We start from the raw sequence: 21,381 nt of genomic DNA on the forward strand, positions 1-21,381 counted from the left end.
AGTCAGAGCCCTTTTTATGGGTGATGGCGTGCCTTTTGTAGAATGAACCGGCGAGTTACGTTTACGTGCAAGGTTAAGGTGAAAAGCCGTAGCCGCAGCGAAAGCGAGTCTGAATAGGGCGAATGAGTACGTAGGCGTAGACCCGAAACCGTGTGATCTACCCCTGTCCAGGGTGAAGGTGCGGTAACACGCACTGGAGGCCCGAACCCACGAATGTTGAAAAATTCGGGGATGAGGTGGGGGTAGCGGAGAAATTCCAATCGAACTCGGAGATAGCTGGTTCTCCCCGAAATAGCTTTAGGGCTAGCCTCGGAGGAAGAGTCGTGGAGGTAGAGCACTGATTGGGTGCGGGGCCCGCCAAGGGTTACCAAGCTCAGTCAAACTCCGAATGCCATGGACTTATTATCCGGGAGTCAGACAATGGGTGCTAAGGTCCGTTGTCAAGAGGGAAACAGCCCAGACCATCAGCTAAGGCCCCTAAGTGTACGTTAAGTGGGAAAGGATGTGGAGTTGCCCAGACAACCAGGATGTTGGCTTAGAAGCAGCCATCATTTAAAGAGTGCGTAATAGCTCACTGGTCGAGTGACTCTGCGCCGAAAATGTAACGGGGCTAAACGTACCGCCGAAGCTATGGATTGATGCTTTGCATCAGTGGTAGGGGAGCGTTGTGTACCGGGTTGAAGGCAGACCGGAAGGACTGCTGGACTGTACACAAGTGAGAATGCCGGTATGAGTAACGAAAAGACATGTGAGAATCATGTCCGCCGAAAGCCTAAGGGTTCCTGGGGAAGGCTCGTCCGCCCAGGGTAAGTCGGGACCTAAGGCGAGGCCGAAAGGCGTAGTCGAAGGACAACAGGTTGAAATTCCTGTACCACCGTAGCCGTTATGAGCAATGGGGGGGGACGCAGAAGGATAGGGACGCGAGCTGATGGATGCTCGTCCAAGCAGTGAGGCTGGTCAGTAGGCAAATCCGCTGACCGTAAGGCTGGGCTGTGACGGGGAGGGAAAATTACAGTACCGAAGGTCTTGATTTCATGCTGCCAAGAAAAGCCTCTAGCCAGGTAAAGGTGCCCGTACCGCAAACCGACACAGGTAGGCGAGAAGAGAATTCTAAGGCGCGCGGAAGAACTCTCGTTAAGGAACTCGGCAAAATGACCCCGTAACTTTGGGAGAAGGGGTGCCCCGGTAGGGTGAATAGCCCGAGGGGGCCGCAGTGAATAGGCCCGAGCGACTGTTTAGCAAAAACACAGGTCTGTGCGAAGCCGTAAGGCGAAGTATACGGGCTGACGCCTGCCCGGTGCTGGAAGGTTAAGGGGTGGTTAGCCGCAAGGCGAAGCTATGAACCGAAGCCCCAGTAAACGGCGGCCGTAACTATAACGGTCCTAAGGTAGCGAAATTCCTTGTCAGGTAAATTCTGACCCGCACGAATGGCGTAACGACTTGGGCGCTGTCTCAACGAGAGATCCGGTGAAATTTTAATACCTGTGAAGATGCAGGTTACCCGCGACAAGACGGAAAGACCCCATGGAGCTTTACTGCAGCTTGATATTGACTTTGGTACGGTCTGTACAGGATAGGTGGGAGCCTGAGAAGCCGGAGCGCCAGCTTCGGTGGAGGCGCCGTTGGGATACCACCCTGATCGTATCGGAGTTCTAACCTGGGACCGTGGAACCGGTTCGGGGACAGTGTCAGGCGGGCAGTTTGACTGGGGCGGTCGCCTCCTAAAGAGTAACGGAGGCGCCCCAAGGTTCCCTCAGAATGGTTGGAAATCATTCGAAGAGTGCAAAGGCAGAAGGGAGCTTGACTGCGAGACCTACAAGTCGAGCAGGGACGAAAGTCGGGCTTAGTGATCCGGTGGTACCGCATGGAAGGGCCATCGCTCAACGGATAAAAGCTACCCTGGGGATAACAGGCTTATCTCCCCCAAGAGTCCACATCGACGGGGAGGTTTGGCACCTCGATGTCGGCTCATCGCATCCTGGGGCTGAAGTAGGTCCCAAGGGTTGGGCTGTTCGCCCATTAAAGCGGTACGCGAGCTGGGTTCAGAACGTCGTGAGACAGTTCGGTCCCTATCTGTCGCGGGCGTAGGAAATTTGAGAGGAGCTGTCCTTAGTACGAGAGGACCGGGATGGACGTACCGCTGGTGTACCAGTTGTCTCGCCAGAGGCATAGCTGGGTAGCCAAGTACGGAAGGGATAAGCGCTGAAAGCATCTAAGCGTGAAGCCCCCCTCAAGATGAGATTTCCCACATTGGTAAGACCCCTTGAAGACGACGAGGTAGATAGGTTGGAGGTGGAAGTGCAGCAATGCATGGAGCTGACCAATACTAATCGGTCGAGGGCTTATCCTAACTAAGATGATTCGCAAGACAAACTTTCGCATTCAGTTTTTAAGGTACAATACCTTATCTGTTTGGTGGCGATAGCGGAGGGGTTCCACGCGTACCCATCCCGAACACGACCGTTAAGCCCTCCAGCGCCGATGGTACTTGGACCGCAGGGTCCTGGGAGAGTAGGACGTTGCCAAGCAGAGGCTTTACATATCGGTCTCCGGCGAAGTCCGAGAGATACGTTACATTCCCTGATAGCTCAGTCGGTAGAGCACTCGGCTGTTAACCGAGTTGTCACAGGTTCGAGTCCTGTTCGGGGAGCCACACGGAGAGATGTCCGAGCTGGCCGAAGGAGCACGATTGGAAATCGTGTAGGCGTCACAAGCGTCTCGAGGGTTCAAATCCCTCTCTCTCCGCCAGCGTGGCCCGTTGGTCAAGCGGTTAAGACACCGCCCTTTCACGGCGGTAACACGGGTTCGAATCCCGTACGGGTCACCATTACATTCATATGGACACTTAGCTCAGTTGGGAGAGCACCATCTTGACAGGGTGGGGGTCAGCGGTTCGAACCCGTTAGTGTCCACCATATTATCGCGGGGTGGAGCAGTTCGGTAGCTCGTCGGGCTCATAACCCGAAGGTCGCAGGTTCAAATCCTGTCCCCGCAATATTATTTCCATCGAGAGCGGTTATTACGCATCGATGCGGAAAATGAATAACAACTATGGAGCTGTGGTGTAGAGGCCTAACATGCCTGCCTGTCACGCAGGAGAACGCGGGTTCGAATCCCGTCAGCTCCGCCATTATTATGAAATGCTGGGGCCCGTTGGTCAAGCGGTTAAGACACCGCCCTTTCACGGCGGTAACACGGGTTCGAATCCCGTACGGGTCACCATGCGAGCCATTAGCTCAGTTGGTAGAGCACCTGACTTTTAATCAGGGTGTCGAAGGTTCGAGTCCTTCATGGCTCACCAGTATGCATTCAACAAGCTTGCGCAGATGCGCAGGCTTTTTTCTTTTTTTGCCTGCTAAGAAGGGACCGTGAACCATTCTACGAATACATTGTAACCATGTGCAGGGAAAAGAATGGAGGATGGCAGCTTGGCAAGGCGAATCAGTACAGCACAGCTTAGACCGTTTGTCCGGCGATACGGGCTGCATTTGCGTCACATTCAGCCCTGCCATTCGCTGTATCGACGCCATGCGGCATTTCGGGCGCTGGCCACGCTTCATACGATATGTCAGGCCGCTCTTCCCCATGTCTCCATACACTTCCCGTCAGATTTCACTTTTCCAAGATCAGGACCGAATGTTCCGCCGCCGATTGACGATGATGCGTAAGCGGAAGGGCGGCCTGGTTCAGGGTACATAGCATCAGTGCATTCGCTTGGCTGAGGAGGCGTGGAGGTCTATCCAGAGGCCGGCCACGAGCAGGTGCTCCGGGATGAAAGCCGGTTCCCGGCATTAATCCACGGGGATGTAACCTTCCCGAATGTCATTATGCACTCGAATGGCTTGTATTTAATTGATTGGAATCAGGTCAGAATGGAGTCAACCTATTACGAAATCGCAAAGACGCTTTTGAATACCACGAATTTCAATCCGCTGTGGATGGGAGCGCTGTTACAGGGGGAATGGCTGGATGAATGGGGCCGCCAATCAGGCCAGCCGTAGCTTGCTCGCAAGCACAAGCTGGCCCGAGCATCGTTATGACCAGCGATCAACCTTCTGGTACCCTTTGCCCATCCGGAAGGATGAGGGGCTGATTCCGTATACGGAGGAGAATTGATTAGAGAAATAATGAATGGAATCGTATCCGAGCATAAGCGCGATGTCCGTAATTGATTGGCGGCTTTCCATCAACAGGACGGCCGCTTTTTTCATGCGGGCCTGCAGCGCGTACGCTTTGGGCGACATTCCGGTCTCCTGCTTGAACAGCCGATAGAATTGCGACTTCTCCAATCCGCACTCGCTGCACCAGTAATCTACGGAGAACCGCTGCTCCGGACAGGCCTCCATCTGCTCCAATATGCGGGTAATCCGGTAATCAGCCGTCTCGGTCAGACTGCCAGCTTCATGCCATTGCAATATCCAGGAATAAAAGCAGGCGGAGACCGCTTGCGCCGTATATTTGCCGGAACGGTTGAACGCAACCAGCGTCTGCTTGATCAGCTCGATCAGATGCGGGTAAGGCCGCAGCGACATGCTCGTCGGCAGCGCATCCAATTCGGGGCAGGGCATCTGTTCCGTAAGCCACCGGGGATCATAGTCGTCCCATTGATAAGCGAAGGTTGGCTGCTTAGGCTGGGGCAGGCACCATAAGTCGCAGTAAATATTGCAGGCATCCATCGTTTCCCCCGGGGCCGGAACGAAATAGTGCCCCTCTCCCGGACGGACGAAGATCAGGCTGCCGCTGGCAACGGGGTAGACCTGTTCATTGATAATCATATGTCCATGGCCTTCCGTGAAAAGATGGAAGGCATAGCTGTAGCCTCTGCGCCGCTGCTCCTCGGGAGCCCCGCGATAGTTGTACATATGGGCCGCACGGATATGGGGCTGTACCTTAATGAGCGGTTTCATCGTTTTTCCTCCACATGATCGGAATTTTGTATAAATGAAAGGAAGCTGTCTTAAATACGTCCGCCTATGTAAATGATACAATGATCTCAAGAAAATGTCATGTATAGGAGGATATTATGCGCTACAGACAGGTTCACCTCGATTTCCATACGTCGGAGCATATTTCTGATATCGGGAGAAATTTTTCTAAAAAGAATTTTCAAGAGATGCTGCAGCTGGGACATGTGAACTCGATAACCGTGTTCGCCAAGTGCCATCACGGCTGGGCGTACTTCCCTTCGGCAACGAATGAAATCCATCCGAGGCTTGATTTTGACCTGCTTGGCGCCCAGATCGAAGCGGCGCACGAGATCGGCGTCAAGGTGCCAATTTATATATCCGTCGGCTTCGATGAGAAGCTGGCTTGGGAGAAGCCGCAATGGTTGATGCGGGATGAAGCGGACCGGATGAACTGGGTCGACTCCTTCATGAAGCCGGGCTATCATCAATTTTGCTTGAATACGCCCTATCTTGATCTAGTCATTGAGCAGGTGCAGGAAGTTGTGCGGAAGTATGACGGCGACGGCATATTCCTCGATATTGTAGGCGAGCGGACGTGCTATTGTACGACCTGTCTGAAGCAAATGCAGGCGGATGGCCTCGATCCCCATAACAAGGAAGATGTGATTGCGAACGGCCGCCGCATTTACGCGAATTACACGACACGCATCCGGGAAGCGATCGACGCGATCAAGCCGGGATTGCCGGTCTTCCATAACGCGGGACATATTCATCAGGGGCGCCGCGATCTTATGGGTATGAACTCCCATCTTGAACTGGAGTCGTTGCCGACAGGCGGCTGGGGGTATGATCATTTTCCGCTGTCTGCCCGCTACGCCCAGCCCACCGGGTTCCATTTCCTCGGCATGACCGGGAAATTCCATACCTTCTGGGGCGAATTCGGCGGTTACAAGCATCCGAACGCCTTGCGCTATGAGACTGCGCTGAGCTTGGCGAACGGTGCCCGCTGCTCGATCGGAGACCAGCTCCACCCTGGCGGACAGATGGACCGGGCCACGTATGAGCTGATCGGGAAGGCGTACGCGGAAGTGGAGGCCAAGGAAGCATGGTGCGTCAACGCAGTCAACCTTGCGGATGTCGCGCTGCTTACGGTAGAGGCCGCCGGCGTGCAGCAGGAAAGCGGAGCCATGTATTCCGGCAAAGTCGATATGGGTGCGGTCCGCATGCTGCTGGAAGGCAAAATCTTGTTCGATATCGTAGACCTGGAAAGCGACTGGAGCGGCTATAAGGTGCTCATTCTCCCGGACTCGATCGTGATGAAGGATACCATTTTGCCGAAGGTGGAGGCTTTCTTGGCTGCAGGGGGCAAAGTGTTGGCGTCCGGGCGTTCCGGCCTGAATGTCGAACTGACGCGGCAGATGCTGCCCCTTGGCTTCACCGATAGCGGACTGAATCCGTTCCGTCCGGATTATTTCCGTCCGCTCTGCGATGGAATGGCGAATCTCGGAGAAGCGGCTTATGTCATGTACGGAGACGGGCGCCGCATCGAGCTGACAGACGGGACAGAGCTTGGAAGAAGGGAGGATCCGTACTTCAACCGCCAGGCCTTCCGTTTCTGTTCCCATCAGCATGCGCCGAGTTCTGAACAGGAGGGCGGTCCAGGCATGGTCGAATCCGCCCAAGGCATTTATATCGCTTGGAACGTATTTGAAGATTATGCGACGAAGGGCAGTCTCATTTTGAAGGAAATGGTTCTGTTCGCGCTTCGCCGGCTGCTCGGGGAGCAGATCACGTTGAAGACGACACTGCCTGCCCAGGGCGTGACGACGCTCCAGCATCAGGCAGCAGAGCGCCGCTATATCAATCATTTGCTGTATGCTTCCCCGGTGAAGCGCGGGGAACGGGTCGAAATCATTGAAGATATGATTCCTCTACAACAGGTCGAGGTTCAGCTCCAGCTGCCGGTGACCGACGTGAAGCGGGTCTATCTGGCTCCGCAAATGACCGAAATCGAGTTCAAGGCGTCCGGGGGAGATGTGCAATTTACGGTGCCTCAATTGGAATGCCACCAAATGGTCGTCGTAGAGTATAATGAGTAGCAGCAGGACAGTCATCCCGGAGTTGCGAGGAGGAACCAACATGGTAGACTTGGGTAAAGTGTTAGTAGAAGAGTATCGTGGCAATTGGTTGGAATGCGCGTATACCGGCCATATGGTCGGTGTGAATGAGCAGGGAGAGCCGCTATTCTCGGTAGGGGATGAGAACTATGTCAGCTTCATGCGTTCATCATCGAAGCCGGTTCAGGCGCTGCCCGCGCTTATGGCCGGAGTGCCGGAGCATTATGGATTGAGCGACGAGGAGATCGTGCTCATGACGGCATCGCACCGGGCGCAGCAATTCCATGTAGAAGCGCTGGAATCGTTCATGCGCAAGACCGGAATCTCGGAGTCGCAGTTCGTATGCAAGCCGACGTATCCGCTGAACGGAGCGGCCCGTGACGAGCTGATCGCCCATGGCAAGCCTGCGCGCTCCATCTACCATAATTGCTCGGGCAAGCATCTCGGGGTGCTGGCCCTCTGCAAAATGAAAGGCTGGCCGACTGAGAACTATGCCGAGTTGGACCATCCGGTGCAGCAGCAGGTGCTGTCTCTGATGTCCGCGCTTTCGGATGTGCCGGTCGAGCAGATCCGGTTAGGGACGGACGGATGCGGCTTCCCGGTCTATGCGCTGCCGATCCGCAATATCGCTACGCTGTACTTGCGGCTTGCTTGTCCGGATCTGATTCCGGATGAGGCGATCCGAGCGGCTGTCATCCGCTTGACGACGCTAATGAACCGGTACCCGTTCTACGTATCCGGCACGCAGTTGATCTGTCCGACGCTTCTGCAGGACGACAACATCGTCGCCAAAGGCGGAGCCAAAGGAATCTACTGCTTCGGCTTGCGGAATGAGCGTATGGGGATCGCCTTCAAAGTGATGGACGGCTCCGAGGATCAATGGCCGCTCATCGCAGCCCATATTTTGAAGGAGATTGGATATCCGAACGTGGAGACGATCGAGCGTCTGCGGCAGCTCAGTCCGCCAGAGACGAAGAATGACAATGGCCGGGTCGTCGGCATGCGGGAAGCGAAATTCGAATTGAAGTGGGTTAAGAATAAGAAGAAAGTATAAGTATATACCGTCTTGTCCGAAGGGTTAACCCTGAAGACAAGGCGGTTTTTTCCATTCTTGCCCTCATATTAAAGAAGAGAAAGCTAAGGAAAAAACATCACTTTTCATCAAAAAAGAATTGATTTTCGAAAGGTGGTCTGTTATATTAATAAATGTCCTTCTTGAAGCATGCTCTCGCGGCAAGCGAGGGAATGACGATGGACAGGCTGGACAGCCGATGCGCGGACATAGCTCAGTGGTAGAGTATCGCCTTGCCAAGGCGAGGGTCGCGGGTTCGAATCCCGTTGTCCGCTCCAGAAGAATGCGCCCTTAGCTCAGCCGGATAGAGCGTTTGACTACGAATCAAAAGGTCGGGAGTTCGAATCTCTCAGGGCGCGCCAGATTAACTTTATAGGCCGGTGTGGCGGAATGGCAGACGCGCGCGACTCAAAATCGTGAGGGAAACCGTGGAGGTTCGAGTCCTCTCACCGGCACCAGCATAAGCGATGAAGTTCTTTGGGGTTAAAAAATCCTAAAGGACTTTTTATTTTTTAAGCTGTAAACATTGCTTATTGCATGAGCGGAACTAATTTACTGCTGGATGGTAATAGTTATGGTATCGTTATTCTCCGTAAGGCTTAACACATCGCGGGTGTTGTCGCAAAGGATGAAACGATTACGAAGGCAATGTTGATCGTTCCTGACGTATCCTTTCCGGTAAGCCTTTATTTCACGTTCAGATCCAGCAATTCGGGGATGGTCACCAACTTCACCCCATCGTTTTGCAGTGTACGAATGATGTCCGGCAAAGCCAAAACCGTTCCGGATAAATCTTGGCCTGTTCCTCCGGCAGAATGTTGCAAAATAATTGCCCCTGGGGATACATGAGCAAGGACATTTGTCTTCACTTCTTCTGCATCCAAACCTTTCCAATCGAGGGAATCGACATTCCAGTTGACGATCTTTTTCTTCTGGCTTGCCAACCACTTGATTTGATCCTCGCTGATATTACCATAAGGCGGCCGGACGATATTGGGGGTATATCCGGTATGCTCGCGAATCAATTGATCCGTTTTAATAATTTGATCGCGAAATTCTGCATCGCTTAATTTAGGCAAATTTGCATGGTTGTAAGAATGATTGCCAAGGATATGGCCTTCCTCGACAATCCGTTTCACGATGTCGGGATGCTTCTCGATTCTGTTTCCAACTACGAAAAAAGTTGCTTTCACGCCTTCGCTTTTGAGTACATCCAACACCTTCGGGGTAAAGTTGTCATCTGGCGCATCATCAAATGAAAGGGCAATTTCCCGTTTCGTACCGGGACCGTGCAGTATAAACGTTGATGGGTACTTCGCCCGCAAATCCGCCAAGGAAAGGGCATGCGGCTCACGCAAATTTGCCTCAGGTCCATCTGCAAGATCTGGTGTTGAAGATCTAGCGGAATTTTGCAAAATTTGCGGTGGTTGGGGAGCGCTGTAGCTGTAAGGAGTGCTGCCGGGCTTTTGTTGCGCGTGATTCTGAGCACATCCCGACAGCACACTAAGCCCTGCTAGAACTAATAACAATAAACGCAAGATCATCTTTCCTCCATTTCTTTGGAAATCACGTGCTTATAGAATTACACAATGTGAATAAATTATTCGTGGCTTCTCTTCTCCAGTCTGCGGAGAAGGGCGAGAATGAGTCTTGCGGCTCAAAATCGTGAGGGAAACTATGGAGATTCAAGTTTTGTTTTTACCCACTTCTTTTTCTCAGCCCAAAATAAACCCCTGAAATTATCGTAAAAAACAGTAAATAACCGAAGAAGCTGTATAAATGCATCCATTTATCGGAATGGACAAACATCCCTAATCGCTCCGCTATTTTTTCAAAAATCGGCATCAGCAGGCTGACACAGATAATAATCCCTACCCTTCCCCAACGATTTGCTTGGGAGAAGCAGTACAGAAAAATCATCGTCAATATAGGCAACCCGATTAAAGTGAAGACGATATGAATCGAAAAGATCTCCGGTAGCAGCCGGTAAGGAAAATGATACAGCCCTTTACCGACAAAATAGAGATCTAAATACGTACCAAGCAACGATCCCAGTACTGCACATGCTAAACTATCTTTGTTCCAAAAAGTGAATCGTTTTTTTGGCGAACGCGGCAATTTCGAGCCGCTCCAATGTTTTGCAGTAGTCATTCTTAATCTCTCCGTCCGTCATTTCTTGGTCAACCTCCAAATAATCCACCACGCTTATATGTTGAAACCAATCCCCCGGTTCTGCTTCCGGCTGGCTGACATTTTTCCAGGCATATTCCAGCTTGGGGCTGTAAATTCTCCTTGCTCCCTTGCGAAGCCGGCACGATTTTAACCGTAATGGATAGGTAATTCCCGGTGTGCCTTCATTTACATCATTAAATAAATGCGGCCAGTAGTCTTTCCTCGATCCGGTATGCGGCTGACGTGTCGCCCAATCCAGAGCCTGCCTATGAAAATCCTTATTTTTAAACAAAATCGCATACAGCCTTTTTCCAAGTAAAATTCGCTCATGGAGAGACTGGAATTGGTGAAGGGTCTGCCCCTTTACGTTCTCGCCTTCCGAAGGAAACAGAATTTGATTAAACGATAGCCAGTTCTGAAGGTGAAATTCGATCTTGTGTAATACTTCTTTTTGATAATGGGGATTTTGGATGACCCTTTGTTCCAAATAGCTCTGTTCATTGATGACTAACGCTAGACAAAGAATATACGCATCTCGGACTCTCCAAAAATAATTCCAAACCGTTTCCATAAAAATAGAAACATTCAATTGAGGCAGCAGATAAAACATAGGTCTCTTTTGCCGTAAACTCTCATCGTAAAGCAGAAATTGCGGGTATACATCCTGGAAAATCAGCCAGTTGCCGCGTTCTAAAAAATGAAAAAAGGATTCCCGCTCCTCTTTTGCAAGGAGTGTGGCTAAAAATTCTCCCTTGAGATCGCTCATATTCCAGCCGCCATTCCGCGATACCATATGGCCTAAAAATGCCCAGTGGATCTCAGGATGCCGGAGATAAAACTCGAGATAGGCTTTTGTTCTCGTCACATTATTTAGGTTGTGGTCCTGTGTAATCTCTCTGATTTTGTTTAAAAGCTTTTTCTCGGTAAGAGTTAGCTCATTCAAGATGGCAGGGGAGTGTTTCTTTCTTTTCTTTAATTCCTCGCGAATCGTTTCAAGCGGCGTTTTGTGGCGTTTTCTTATTAAAAAGATGGCAGCTTCCCTCCCTCATGAATTCTCGATAACAGAGCCGAATATGTATAGCTTAAAGGCTTTTGCGGGAGGAAGGAGTATGGGGATGATTGATACCGTCACAGGGATAGGGTGGATTATTGAGACACTTCGCAAAGAGCAATCTCCCGATGGGTCATGGGCTTATCCGTTTGATACGGGTATTTCTACCGATGCCTATATGATTATTTTATTACGGACTTTAGAGATTGATGATGAGGAATTAATCGAGGGGCTTTGCCGCAGAATTTTAAGTAAACAGCAGCAAAATGGAGCATGGAAGCTTTTTTATGATGAAGGAGAAGGAAATGTAACCTCCACTGTAGAAGCCTATTACGGACTGCTTTTTTCCGGATTGTACCGTAAAGAAGACGAGCGTCTTCGCGCTGCCAAAAAGTTTATTCTCGCTCACGGCGGTTTATCGGAAGTAAGCATGTTTACGAAAATCATGCTGGCACTGACCGGGCAATATCAATGGCCGTCCTTTACCCCTCTGCCTATTGAGATGATTCTGCTCCCGCCCAACTTCCCTATCAATTTCTATTCTTTTTCTGTTTTCGGGAGAGCCAACCTGACTCCGATTATGATACTGGCTGATCAAAAGTTTTCGATGAAAACAGTATATTCCCCCGACCTGTCTGATTTGAAATGGATAAGGGGGAATGAGGAACAATGGGTTCGCTCAAGGGAATGGCGCTCGCTGCTCTCCTGTATTCAGGACGGAGTCAAAAGATTGATCGGCATCCCGGGGGAACTGCGCCGCTTAGCGCTTGAGCGTGCCCGAACCTATATGCTGGACCATTTGGAGCAGGATGGAACTTTTTATAGTTATTACAGCAGTACCTTTTTGATGATTTTTGCCCTGCTGTCCTTAGGCTATAAAAAAACCGATCCGATCATTACAAAGGCCGTCGAGGGGATTCGGGCAATGAAATGCGAAATTAATGGCCTCCCTCATTTGCAATACACCACGGCCAATGTGTGGAATACCTCGTTAATAGGTTATACCCTTCAGGCAGCGGGAGTATCGCATGAAGACCCAATGGTGACGAAGGCTAACAAGTATTTGCTGAGCCGCCAGCATTACCGCTTCGGCGACTGGGTCGTGCACAATCCCAACGGCTTGCCGGGCGGCTGGGGTTTTTCTGATGTGAATACGATGAATCCGGATGTGGATGACACGACGGCCTCGTTAAGGTCCATATCCAGAATTGCGTCGCAGCATCCAACGGCCTGGGCAAGGGGCATCAGCTGGCTTTTGCCGATGCAGAACGATAATGGCGGGTGGGCTGCTTTTGAAAAAAATACGGATTCCAAGCTATTAGAATTTCTTCCGCTTGAAAAGGGCCGGTTTTTGCTGCTGGATCCCCCTTGTGCGGATTTGACCGGGAGAACGCTTGAATTTTTGGGGAACTATACTAACCGTCCCGCCAGCCATGCGGTTATCCGGAATGCTGTGCATTGGCTGTTAAAAGATCAGCGGAAGGACGGTTCGTGGTACGGGCGCTGGGGGATCTGCTATATTTATGGGACATGGGGCGCTGTTACCGGTTTGAAAGCGGCGGGCGTATCGAAAAAGCATCCAAGCATGCAAAAGGCGGCCGCATGGCTGAAGAGTATTCAGAATGCGGACGGCGGATGGGGCGAATCGTGCCGCAGTGACATTCAAATGACCTACGTTTCGTTGACGACGAGCACGCTGACGGATACGGCTTGGGCGTTAGATGCCTTGATAGCCATTGCAGACCGGCCGACGACGGCTATCCAAAAAGGTATCACCTTTTTGCTGGATTCTCTTGAAAAAGAGGATTGGACCACGGACTATCCCAAAGGCCAAGGGATGGGAGGAGCGTTTTATATCCATTATCATAGTTACCGGTATATCTTTCCTCTACTTGCATTAGCGCATTACCGAAACAAGTTTGAATAACGAACTATTCCGTCCCGCCCTGAGGAGGATGCTCTTCGCGGGAACCTGTAGACCGTCAAAGAACAGCTACACCACTGGTAGGGGCTAGCTCCAAAAAGGTGATACAATAATCCGTGAAATTGCCGATTCAACAATGACTGAGCAGGCCCAAGTGCTCCATATTGGGATAGAGAGCAGGTGCGATATCATGGTAGATGTGGAGAAGTTAGCCGGGGTATTTGGCAATGATCCCAATGATATAGAAGATGTCTATCGTTTAGTGATCCAGCCGAAAAGTGTTTTGCGTGAATTTCGAACCGTTAGGCATGGATTTCTTTTTACAGTTCGCGGACAAGCTAGAATCTGTGTGAATGGAACGATCTACGATTTACATCCAGGATTCGTATTTCATGCGGCTCCAGACATGCAGTTGGAATCGAGAGTGATAGGTCAATCCGAGTTGGAATATTATTCTGTTTTTTATCGCCTGGACAAGAGGCGGGAAGACAACAGCGATCATGAATGTAATGCTCATTTCAAGCTGGAGCCTGGAGCCAACCCGAGATTGATCGAATTACTGACTATGCCTCATCAGAATGCTCAAACACTTGGAGGGCTTGGGAAACTTCGCGTGAAGGAATTATTTTTATGTATCGTATGGAAAGAGCGAGTGAATTGCTTAAAGCGGGCATTTTTCCTATCCGTGATATTGCTGTCAGTGTCGGCTACGCCAACCCGTTATATTTCAGCCGAGCGTTTAAAAAAAAATTCGGCATGTCTCCCTCTGCATACGCAGATCAATAAAATATTCTTATCTATGAGTGAAGATGGATGTGTTTCAGCTCCGGATTAGATAATATTTGTTCAGAAGAGAATATACAGGCTCGACTCTAAAGGACCATTTAGGCAGGCAAGATCTGTCATTGGTATGACCCGAAGCCGATTGCCAAGCAGGTGCGGGTCAATAGGGAAGAATGAAAAATGCCCCGGCTTGGATGAAAGCGCGGGGCTGGTTTTCGTTCAGGACGGATCCTCTTGTACATATTCCAATATATCACCTGGCTGACAGTCCAGCACTTCGCATATTTTCTCCAAGGTGGAAAAGCGGACCGCCTTCGCTTTGCCATTTTTCAGGATGGACAGGTTCGCCATCGTAATGCCGACCTTCTCCGACAGCTCGGTGACGCTCATTTTTCGTTTTGCCAGCATAACATCGATATTGATGATAATCGCCATATGAACACCTCAGACCGTCAAATCATTTTCTGATTTGATTGCAAGTGCGTGGGTTAGCAGTTCTTGAAGCACTGCCGCAAAAATCGCTACCGTGAATGCGGCCAAAATGATGACTGCTCCTATGAGTGCGATGGAAGTGAGCAGGACGCTCTGGAAGCCAAGGAATGCGCCGCCTATTGCATAGATGATCGCGATTGCAACGGCGCACTGTTTGATGCGCTTCAACGATGCTACAGCGAGATCGGAAAAAGCATGTTTTCGTTCGATATATTGGAGCAGCTTGTAAGATTGATAAAGAGCAATATAAAAAGGTATCGATGTCATATATACAACGATGAGCACCGGATATTTCAAAGAGATGTAATCCGGATTCTCCGCTGCACGGCTTGTCACGAATCCGGGCAGCCAGAATATTGACAGAATCAAAGCCGTAATCCCGATCATGGCGATAGCCAGTTTAAGAAAGGCGGTTTGTCCTCGCAGCATACAGCACCTCGCATAAAATGAATGGCAATAGCATATCACTGCATTTATCGTCTTTCAATATGTTTTTCATGTTTCTTAGTAAACATCTCTTTATGGCATCTGAAGCGGCTGTTCTATGCTATGGGATCGGTGGGAGCGGCCCTCCTTCACATGCTTCAACTGGGCGACGATCATGAACGACACGATGACCAGCAAGAACCATGAGCTGAATTTCCCCCACTGAACAAGATTCCAACCGTTGGCCTGATGGGGATAGCGCCAAGCGCCCAGGAACGTCCCGATATTTTCCGCTACCCAAATAAAGAAACCGATCAACGCAAACGACAGTACGAGCGGCATCCGCCGCGTCACGCCCAGCACCGTATATTCGACATATGTGCGAAAGAAGACGGCGAACAGCAGAATGGTCAACACCCAGCGCAAATCGTAGATGAAATGATGGGTCATGAAATTGAGGTAAATCGCCGCCCCGAGCGGGACGGTACACCACGGCTTCGGATACCGGTGAAGCTTCACTTGCAGCCGGCGCCACGCCTGGCATAAGTAACTGGCGACGCTGGCATACATAAATCCGCTATAGAGCGGCACGCCGAACACTTTAGTCCAGCCGTCGAGCGGATAAGCCCATGATCCCATATGAACTTTGTAAATTTCAAGCACGAGCCCGATCAGATGGAATACGCAAATGACCTTTAACTCGTCCATCGTTTCCAGCCTGGAGCGGATCATGATGATTTGAACCGCGAGACAGATAAGGAGCATGAAGTCGTAAGCGGGAATGTACGGGATGTCTATCACCCGCGCGAGTGCAAGCGCCGCAAAAATAATGGCCGGGAACAGGCAGGACAGCGCCTGCTGCCAGCCGAACTCGACAAATGATTTAAGCTTGAAAGCCATGATACGTTCCTCCTGCATTGGAATCCGTCTGACGGAAGGACAGTGCTTCTCCGCAACGGCACTTGAATGAGCCGCCAATGCGGCTCGACAGGTATTATCATAATCGTGCGCATCCTCTTGGTCAATAAAAATTTATTGTTTATCGATAAATATTTATTGTTTAAGTTGTCCTTGTTTAGATTTTGTCTAGTTTTCAGGTGTCGCTGCTTGAAGAAGTCCTCTATAATTAAAGCGGAAAGAAATACGCTCGGGAGGATCGTGAATGGCCACAAAGAAGAGAACCGCCGCAAGGATAATCTATAATGCCGTCTGTGCCGCCGTTCTCTTGGCCGGTATTGTCATGCTGCTTCACGAGCCTATCCAGGGCTGGTTCGTCTCCAGAGGGACGAGCTCATTAGGGCTTGACAAGGTGGCTGCGGCAGGCGAGGAGAAGCGGGACAACAGCCACGTCCGCAAGCAAGAAGCCACCTTTCATTTTGAAGAGGTGGCGGAACTGGATTTCGAGACCATCTTAATGGCGAATTTGCACAAAGATGAGATTCACGTGATCGGCGGGATCAGCATCCCGAGCATTGATATGAATTTGCCGATAGGAGAAGGCGTGGCCCCGTATACGTTAGCGCTCACGGCGGGAACGCTGAAGCCCGGCCAGGTTATGGGAGAAGGCAATTATGCGTTGGCCGGTCATCATATGAACCGCAAAGATCTGCTGTTCAGCCCGCTGCTGCAAGTCAAAACGGGCGCGGCAGCTTATTTAACCGATATGCAGTATATCTATGAATATCAGATTGAGGAGCAAAAAACGATCGAAGCAACCGCGGTCGAAGTCATTGAGGATGAGGGCACGGAACGAATGTTGACCTTGATCACCTGTGATGACAGCGGCAAGGCGCGGGTGTTGACGAGAGGCCGATTTGTCGGCAAGACGCCGATTCAAGAGGCGACGAAGGAAATGAAGGAAGCCTTTCAGCTGGAAATGAGTAACTTATAGCCATTGAGGGTGCGAGTGAATCGGCGGCTAACGATTATGGACCTCGAAGAATACCAACTTTGGACGTGTTCAACCCATCCAAATTTCATTAAGCTGAAAATATGGAATTTTTGCCTGTTAGGCAAGCAAGCAGGAGGGGAGAACGTGAGCGATATAATCGAAGACAACCTGAAGGCAGTGCGCCGTCGAATGGAATTGGCTTGTCTGGCCTCCGGGCGGCAGAAGGATGAGGTCAAGCTGCTGCTGGCTACCAAGACCGTGCCGCTTGACAAATTGCAGAGCGCGATCCGGGCGGGAAAGACGTTATTCGGGGAGAACAAAGCCCAGGAACTTCGCGGCAAATATGCGGATATGCAGCAGTACAAGCAGGTGGAATGGCATTTTATCGGACTTCTCCAGACGAATAAAGTGAAGGACGTCGTCAAATATGTCACGATGATCCACTCCGTCGATCGGATCAAATTGGGTCATGCTCTACATAATCAATTGCGGAAAGAGAATAAAACCATGGATATTCTCGTTCAAATTAATACCTCCTACGAGGAAAGCAAATTTGGCGCGCGGCCGGAAGAGGCGCTGGAACTGGTGGAACAGCTTTCCCAATTCGACACGCTGAATATAAAGGGGCTTATGACCATCGGCAAGCTGAATGCCACGAGCGCCGAGACCCGGCATTGCTTTCGGCTATTGAAGCGGATCCAGACCCAGATTATCGCCAAGAATATCCCGGGTGTGGGGATGGACGTGCTCTCTATGGGAATGTCCGGTGATTTCGAGGTCGCCATTGAAGAAGGAGCCACGATCGTTCGGGTAGGGACGGGAATATTCGGTGAGCGCTATTTGCCGGATAGTTATTATTGGAACGAAAAAGCAGGCTCGCATGATTAAGCGATGCTTCCTATAGTTGCCGCCACAGCCGGAGGACTTGCGGGACGATACTAGAGCAGTATGCCCGCAAGCCGGCTAATACCCTGCTGAATGGCCGCTTCGTCTACGTTCGGGAAGCCGAGCACCCATCCTTTGCGGTTGCTTGCCAAGCAATATGAGCTAAGGGGATAGACGCGTATGCCTTGTTCCAGTGCACTTCTGGTCGCGGCTTGCTCATCATATGTGTCCCCGGCTTCCAGCAGCATATGCGAGCCGGTCTCGACACCGGAGAGCTTGAATCGGCCGCCCAGGCCGCTTGCCATTATCGCTTTGGTCATCGCTTCGTGTCTGCGCCGGTATACATTGCGGACTCTTCTCATATGGCGCATAAAATGGCCGCGGGCGATGAAATGAGCAAGCGTCAGTTGCTCCATCATCGGCAGATGCCGGTAAGTCAATCGATGAACCCGGACCAGACGGCTGATCGCTTCTTCCGATCCGACAATGGCGGAGAGCCGAATGCCAGGGGCAATCATTTTGGAAAAGCTCATCATATACAAGGTGTTGCGGGGCAGCTGGCTGAACAGCGTCGGCAGCGGAGTTCCGCGATAACGGAATTCGCTGTCGTAATCATCCTCCACAATCCAGCATGGAGCCGAAGCGGCCAGGTGCAGCAGCTGCTGCCTGCGCGGCTCCGACATAATGACGCCAACCGCGCACTGGTGCGAAGGCGTCACGAAGACGAGCTTGGATTGCGGCGGGACGCGGTCCACCTGCAAGCCGTATTCGTCAACGGGAGCGGGAACGACATTCATTCCCCGGTATGCCATCGCCATCCAGGCGGCGGGGAAGCCAGGATCCTCGACCGTGACCGTGTCTCCTTCACGCAAGAGCGATTGCGCTATAAGGTCAAGGCTGTGCTGGGCGCCCGAGGTCAGCAGAATCTGATTCACCCCCACGTGAATCCCCCGTTCCAGCGACAAGTAGCGCTGTATCTGTTCCCGCAAGGGGAGGTAGCCGCACGGATCGCCGTATGCCCAAGTGCTTGCATCGATGCCGGCAGCCGCCTGTAAGAACGACTGGCGCCATATGTGATGAAAGCGCTCGTCCAAAAAAGGCTCGTGGGGGCTAAAATTGATATCCACCTGGCACGGACCGCTGTCTCCCAGCCAGTGGTGCAGATGATCAACCGCCGCATCCAGAAAAGGAAGCTCAGGCAGCGCTGGCCCTGCCGTTACCGTATCAGCTTCCGGGCCGGCAGCTTGCTTCCACTCGCTTACGCGGGTTCCTCCTCGCCGGGAGGTGACGGTGTAACCCCGGCTGAACAGCTCCTCGTACACGATCTGGATGGTGGAACGCGAGACGCCAAGCAAATGTGCGAGTTCCCGCGACGGAAGCAGCAATTGTCCCGGCGGCCAATTGCCGGCCGTTATATTGTGGATCGCCTGATCAAGCAGTTGCTGCCATATGGGCCGATCATCATTACGATTAATCGTCAACATTCCGTTCACCTCCGGTTCAGACACGGGTTGCGAAGCTAGTATGGATTGGTCAAAAATATGTGTATTGGACATGTTCGTCCATTCCAATGGTTGATATACTAGCATAACGAATGGCGTTGAACAAGATATTAGCGTGAAAGAATGGGAGTATCCGCATACAGAGGAGGTTGGGTTGCGGTATGACCGATTGGAGTGGGAGTGGACATGAACATTCATTATAACGAAAAAGAGATTGGCTGGTTTCCTGTCACTTTGACGGAGGAGAGCAGGGAATCCGTGTTTTTTAGGAGCTGCGGCCGCTTCTCGGGATGCAACCGGGGAGCGGCTGTGTGCTTACTTGCGCCGGGAGGCTGCCGCTGTCTCCCGCATAAGACATTATCTTTTTTCTTCGCGATCAACCCATCTTTTGCAAAAGTAGTAACGCAATTTTTTGCGCGCCCTAACCAATAATTGCGCAGAAGCTTGCTCGCTGATCCCTAATTCCCGGGCCAGCTCTCGATGTGACTTATCTTCCACATAGTAGCGAAACAGCACATTGCGATATCTCGCATTAAGCTGGTCAAGAGCTTCATGAAGCATTTCATCGCGAATTTGTTCCTCCACTTGATCGGCTACGGCCGTCTCGGCTTCGGAAGAGAACAGTTCCTTTTCCTCTATGCTCTCCAGGTTGGATAAATATTGATATTTTTTGTGTTTCCTCAAATAATCATAGGCGGTATTCCGCGCGATTTTTTTGAGCCACGCCTTCATATTGGCCGCATTTTTCGATGTAGGCGATGAGGCAATCACTTTCAAGAAGGATTCTTGGATAACATCTTCCGTCAGTTCATGATTTTGGAGTAAGAAGTAAATGTCACGGTAGATGAAATCCCGGTAGGATTGGTAAGTCATTTCTTGAGATGAGCGGTCCAGGTGTTGGAACTTACGCTGTAAAAAAGACAACCACTGTTCCATAATGCCCCCTCCACGAACTGGCAAGCATATGTTTCTGGCTCGCCCTTTTTTTCTATATATACTAATATATACTAAAAGGGTGGATTGATCTATGAAATATCTCATAATTCTTACTAGTTTATACATTAAAAAATAATTTCGTCATATTTTGGTAGATTAATCCGTCTACTATATAGAGAAACCTTCATCATGACTTTACATCTATCATCTAACGGGCAGGAGGTGTGTGTCCCCCGCAACGTCTGATGCAATGTAAAGTTCTGCAGGAAGTTTTGAAGTCAAGGTCATGGTAATGTTCAAAAACACGGCGGCGTTTGCAAACACTTCAGAAGTGGATGCAACAGGTTATGGGAAACTGACCGGCACGTTATCGGGTAAATCCTATAAGACAACGGTCTCTCAAAATCGTGACAATGCGTACCTGACAGTCGGAGGGACGATTCAAGACATTAACGGCAATACACTTGTCCAGCAGCAGGAAATTCGCAGTTCTAGAGGATCGACTAACTTATCGGGCTCCTGGAACGCGTTGCCTTCCAAAGCTTATGCTATTTATGGGGCGCATGGCGTGCAGGGTGGAAACACCTATGGCGCTAAGGCTGTATACACTTACACACACGTGTAATCTGGAGTAAGAGCAGGGTAATGGCTGCGTAGAAGAATGTTTATACCAATGCGGATGAAGTCTGCCTAGACTTTGTTTGCTTGGTATAAACATCTTCTTTTTTATAACGGGAAATACATATTAGGCAATTGTAAAAAATATTCGCAAAACCTATTGACATTTATTTTTGACAAGTGTAAAACTTTATGTAAGACAATTGTCAAAAAGGAGTAAAATGGGATGAGAAAGATGAAGAAGCTGCCTGATGCGGAATTTGACATTATGAGGGTAGTGTGGGCGAATGAACCGCCGATTACGACCGCCATGATTATGGATCAACTCGGGAATGAACGCCAATGGAAGGCTCCGACCGTCATTTCCCTGATGATGCGTTTGGTCGAACGGGGGTTTTTGAAGACGGAAAAGGAAGGGAAGGAACGCACGTATTATCCGCTCATACGCAAAGAAGATTATCTGGCCTTAGAAACGCAACATTTTATGAAGCAGTATCACGAAAACTCATTTTTAAGCTTCGTGAATACCTTGTACAACGGGAAGCGGCTTACGGAAAAAGAGTTGGATGAATTGTTGAAATGGGCCAAGGAACGGAGGGAGTAGC

Annotated in this window: 18 protein-coding genes, 11 tRNA genes and 2 rRNA genes (1 of these 31 cut by a window edge); 22 read left to right on the top strand and 9 right to left on the bottom strand. The window is 50.6% G+C overall.

The genetic code is table 11. From position 1 onward, the window contains the following. The 11 genes from FLT43_RS24330 to FLT43_RS24380 form a co-directional block, all read left to right on the top strand. A 23S ribosomal RNA gene (locus tag FLT43_RS24330) occupies positions 1-2,350 on the top strand (it extends 576 nt beyond the left edge of the window). A 61-nt stretch (positions 2,351-2,411) separates the two neighbouring features. Next, positions 2,412-2,528: ribosomal RNA gene (gene rrf, locus FLT43_RS24335) — 5S ribosomal RNA — on the top strand. Between the two features lie 49 nt (positions 2,529-2,577). Then, positions 2,578-2,653 (top strand) — tRNA-Asn (locus FLT43_RS24340). A 3-nt stretch (positions 2,654-2,656) separates the two neighbouring features. Further along, positions 2,657-2,748, top strand: a tRNA-Ser gene (locus FLT43_RS24345). Between the two features lie 4 nt (positions 2,749-2,752). Continuing rightward, a tRNA-Glu gene (locus FLT43_RS24350) sits at positions 2,753-2,827 on the top strand. 12 nt (positions 2,828-2,839) lie between these two features. Next, a tRNA-Val gene (locus FLT43_RS24355) sits at positions 2,840-2,915 on the top strand. A 6-nt stretch (positions 2,916-2,921) separates the two neighbouring features. Further along, positions 2,922-2,995: transfer RNA gene (locus FLT43_RS24360), tRNA-Met, on the top strand. Positions 2,996-3,053: 58 nt separating this feature from the next. Continuing rightward, positions 3,054-3,130, top strand: a tRNA-Asp gene (locus tag FLT43_RS24365). 17 nt (positions 3,131-3,147) lie between these two features. After that, positions 3,148-3,222 (top strand) — tRNA-Glu (locus FLT43_RS24370). Positions 3,223-3,225: 3 nt separating this feature from the next. Next, positions 3,226-3,301 (top strand) — tRNA-Lys (locus FLT43_RS24375). 427 nt (positions 3,302-3,728) lie between these two features. Further along, positions 3,729-4,001: a phosphotransferase gene (locus tag FLT43_RS24380; RefSeq protein WP_087441672.1), complete on the top strand. Its 273-nt coding sequence runs from the start codon at positions 3,729-3,731 to the stop codon at positions 3,999-4,001. Positions 4,002-4,034: 33 nt separating this feature from the next. Here the strand turns inward: FLT43_RS24380 and FLT43_RS24385 are convergent, their stop codons facing one another. Next, positions 4,035-4,907 (bottom strand): helix-turn-helix domain-containing protein, encoded by an 873-nt coding sequence (locus FLT43_RS24385; RefSeq protein WP_087441671.1) that lies wholly within the window; start codon positions 4,905-4,907, stop codon positions 4,035-4,037. A gap of 116 nt (positions 4,908-5,023) precedes the next feature. Between FLT43_RS24385 and FLT43_RS24390 the strand changes: the two genes are divergently transcribed. The 5 genes from FLT43_RS24390 (at position 5,024) to FLT43_RS24410 (ending at position 8,554) form a co-directional block, all read left to right on the top strand. Then, positions 5,024-7,006: an alpha-amylase family protein gene (locus FLT43_RS24390; protein WP_087441670.1), complete on the top strand. Its 1,983-nt coding sequence runs from the start codon at positions 5,024-5,026 to the stop codon at positions 7,004-7,006. 40 nt (positions 7,007-7,046) lie between these two features. Next, positions 7,047-8,078 (top strand): asparaginase, encoded by a 1,032-nt coding sequence (locus tag FLT43_RS24395; protein ID WP_087441669.1) that lies wholly within the window; start codon positions 7,047-7,049, stop codon positions 8,076-8,078. Between the two features lie 221 nt (positions 8,079-8,299). After that, positions 8,300-8,374, top strand: a tRNA-Gly gene (locus FLT43_RS24400). A 7-nt stretch (positions 8,375-8,381) separates the two neighbouring features. After that, a tRNA-Arg gene (locus FLT43_RS24405) sits at positions 8,382-8,458 on the top strand. Positions 8,459-8,472: 14 nt separating this feature from the next. Beyond that, positions 8,473-8,554, top strand: a tRNA-Leu gene (locus FLT43_RS24410). A gap of 228 nt (positions 8,555-8,782) precedes the next feature. Here FLT43_RS24410 and FLT43_RS24415 read toward each other — a convergent pair. The 3 genes from FLT43_RS24415 to FLT43_RS24425 form a co-directional block, all read right to left on the bottom strand. After that, entirely contained in the window at positions 8,783-9,640 is an 858-nt protein-coding gene (locus FLT43_RS24415) for a polysaccharide deacetylase family protein (RefSeq protein WP_244194122.1), read from the bottom strand. Between the two features lie 154 nt (positions 9,641-9,794). Then, positions 9,795-10,247, bottom strand: a complete 453-nt coding sequence (locus FLT43_RS24420) for a CBO0543 family protein (RefSeq protein ID WP_244194121.1) — start codon at positions 10,245-10,247, stop codon at positions 9,795-9,797. Continuing rightward, positions 10,168-11,289 (bottom strand): DUF2515 family protein, encoded by a 1,122-nt coding sequence (locus FLT43_RS24425; RefSeq protein WP_087441666.1) that lies wholly within the window; start codon positions 11,287-11,289, stop codon positions 10,168-10,170. Before FLT43_RS24425 ends, FLT43_RS24420 begins: the two co-directional genes overlap by 80 nt. Positions 11,290-11,383: 94 nt before the next feature. Here FLT43_RS24425 and shc point away from each other — a divergent pair, with 94 nt between their 5' ends. Both shc and FLT43_RS30920 read left to right on the top strand, forming a co-directional pair. Further along, positions 11,384-13,246, top strand: coding sequence for a squalene--hopene cyclase (gene shc, locus FLT43_RS24430; protein ID WP_087441665.1), 1,863 nt, complete (start codon positions 11,384-11,386; stop codon positions 13,244-13,246). Between the two features lie 187 nt (positions 13,247-13,433). Continuing rightward, entirely contained in the window at positions 13,434-14,078 is a 645-nt protein-coding gene (locus FLT43_RS30920; RefSeq protein ID WP_422730820.1) for a hypothetical protein, read from the top strand. A gap of 167 nt (positions 14,079-14,245) precedes the next feature. Here the strand turns inward: FLT43_RS30920 and FLT43_RS24440 are convergent, their stop codons facing one another. From FLT43_RS24440 to FLT43_RS24450, 3 genes are all read right to left on the bottom strand, one after another. Continuing rightward, a complete protein-coding gene (locus FLT43_RS24440; RefSeq protein ID WP_087441664.1) occupies positions 14,246-14,461 on the bottom strand; it encodes a helix-turn-helix domain-containing protein in 216 nt (71 codons plus the stop codon). Positions 14,462-14,470: 9 nt separating this feature from the next. Further along, positions 14,471-14,947 carry a DUF2975 domain-containing protein gene (locus FLT43_RS24445; protein WP_087441663.1) on the bottom strand — a complete coding sequence of 159 codons (477 nt, stop codon included), beginning with the start codon at positions 14,945-14,947 and terminating at the stop codon, positions 14,471-14,473. Between the two features lie 90 nt (positions 14,948-15,037). Continuing rightward, positions 15,038-15,844 carry a DUF817 domain-containing protein gene (locus FLT43_RS24450; RefSeq protein WP_087441662.1) on the bottom strand — a complete coding sequence of 269 codons (807 nt, stop codon included), beginning with the start codon at positions 15,842-15,844 and terminating at the stop codon, positions 15,038-15,040. A 262-nt stretch (positions 15,845-16,106) separates the two neighbouring features. On the opposite strand from FLT43_RS24450, the gene FLT43_RS24455 reads away from it, so the two are divergent. Beyond that, positions 16,107-16,835 (top strand): class A sortase, encoded by a 729-nt coding sequence (locus FLT43_RS24455; protein ID WP_087441661.1) that lies wholly within the window; start codon positions 16,107-16,109, stop codon positions 16,833-16,835. A 144-nt stretch (positions 16,836-16,979) separates the two neighbouring features. Next, a complete protein-coding gene (locus FLT43_RS24460) occupies positions 16,980-17,723 on the top strand; it encodes a YggS family pyridoxal phosphate-dependent enzyme (RefSeq protein ID WP_087441660.1) in 744 nt (247 codons plus the stop codon). Between the two features lie 50 nt (positions 17,724-17,773). On the opposite strand, the gene pdxR is transcribed toward FLT43_RS24460, so the two are convergent. Together pdxR and FLT43_RS24470 are read right to left on the bottom strand one after the other, a co-directional pair. Continuing rightward, entirely contained in the window at positions 17,774-19,204 is a 1,431-nt protein-coding gene (gene pdxR / locus FLT43_RS24465) for a MocR-like pyridoxine biosynthesis transcription factor PdxR (protein WP_087441659.1), read from the bottom strand. A 375-nt stretch (positions 19,205-19,579) separates the two neighbouring features. After that, positions 19,580-20,158: an RNA polymerase sigma factor gene (locus FLT43_RS24470; RefSeq protein ID WP_087441658.1), complete on the bottom strand. Its 579-nt coding sequence runs from the start codon at positions 20,156-20,158 to the stop codon at positions 19,580-19,582. A 286-nt stretch (positions 20,159-20,444) separates the two neighbouring features. On the opposite strand from FLT43_RS24470, the gene FLT43_RS24475 reads away from it, so the two are divergent. Next, a complete protein-coding gene (locus FLT43_RS24475) occupies positions 20,445-20,783 on the top strand; it encodes a hypothetical protein (RefSeq protein ID WP_087441657.1) in 339 nt (112 codons plus the stop codon). A 219-nt stretch (positions 20,784-21,002) separates the two neighbouring features. Continuing rightward, positions 21,003-21,380, top strand: coding sequence for a BlaI/MecI/CopY family transcriptional regulator (locus FLT43_RS24480; protein ID WP_087441656.1), 378 nt, complete (start codon positions 21,003-21,005; stop codon positions 21,378-21,380). The last annotated feature ends 1 nt before the right edge of the window (position 21,381 follow it).

It is taken from the genome of Paenibacillus thiaminolyticus, from assembly GCF_007066085.1.
GTDB classification, from domain to species: domain Bacteria; phylum Bacillota; class Bacilli; order Paenibacillales; family Paenibacillaceae; genus Paenibacillus_B; species Paenibacillus_B thiaminolyticus.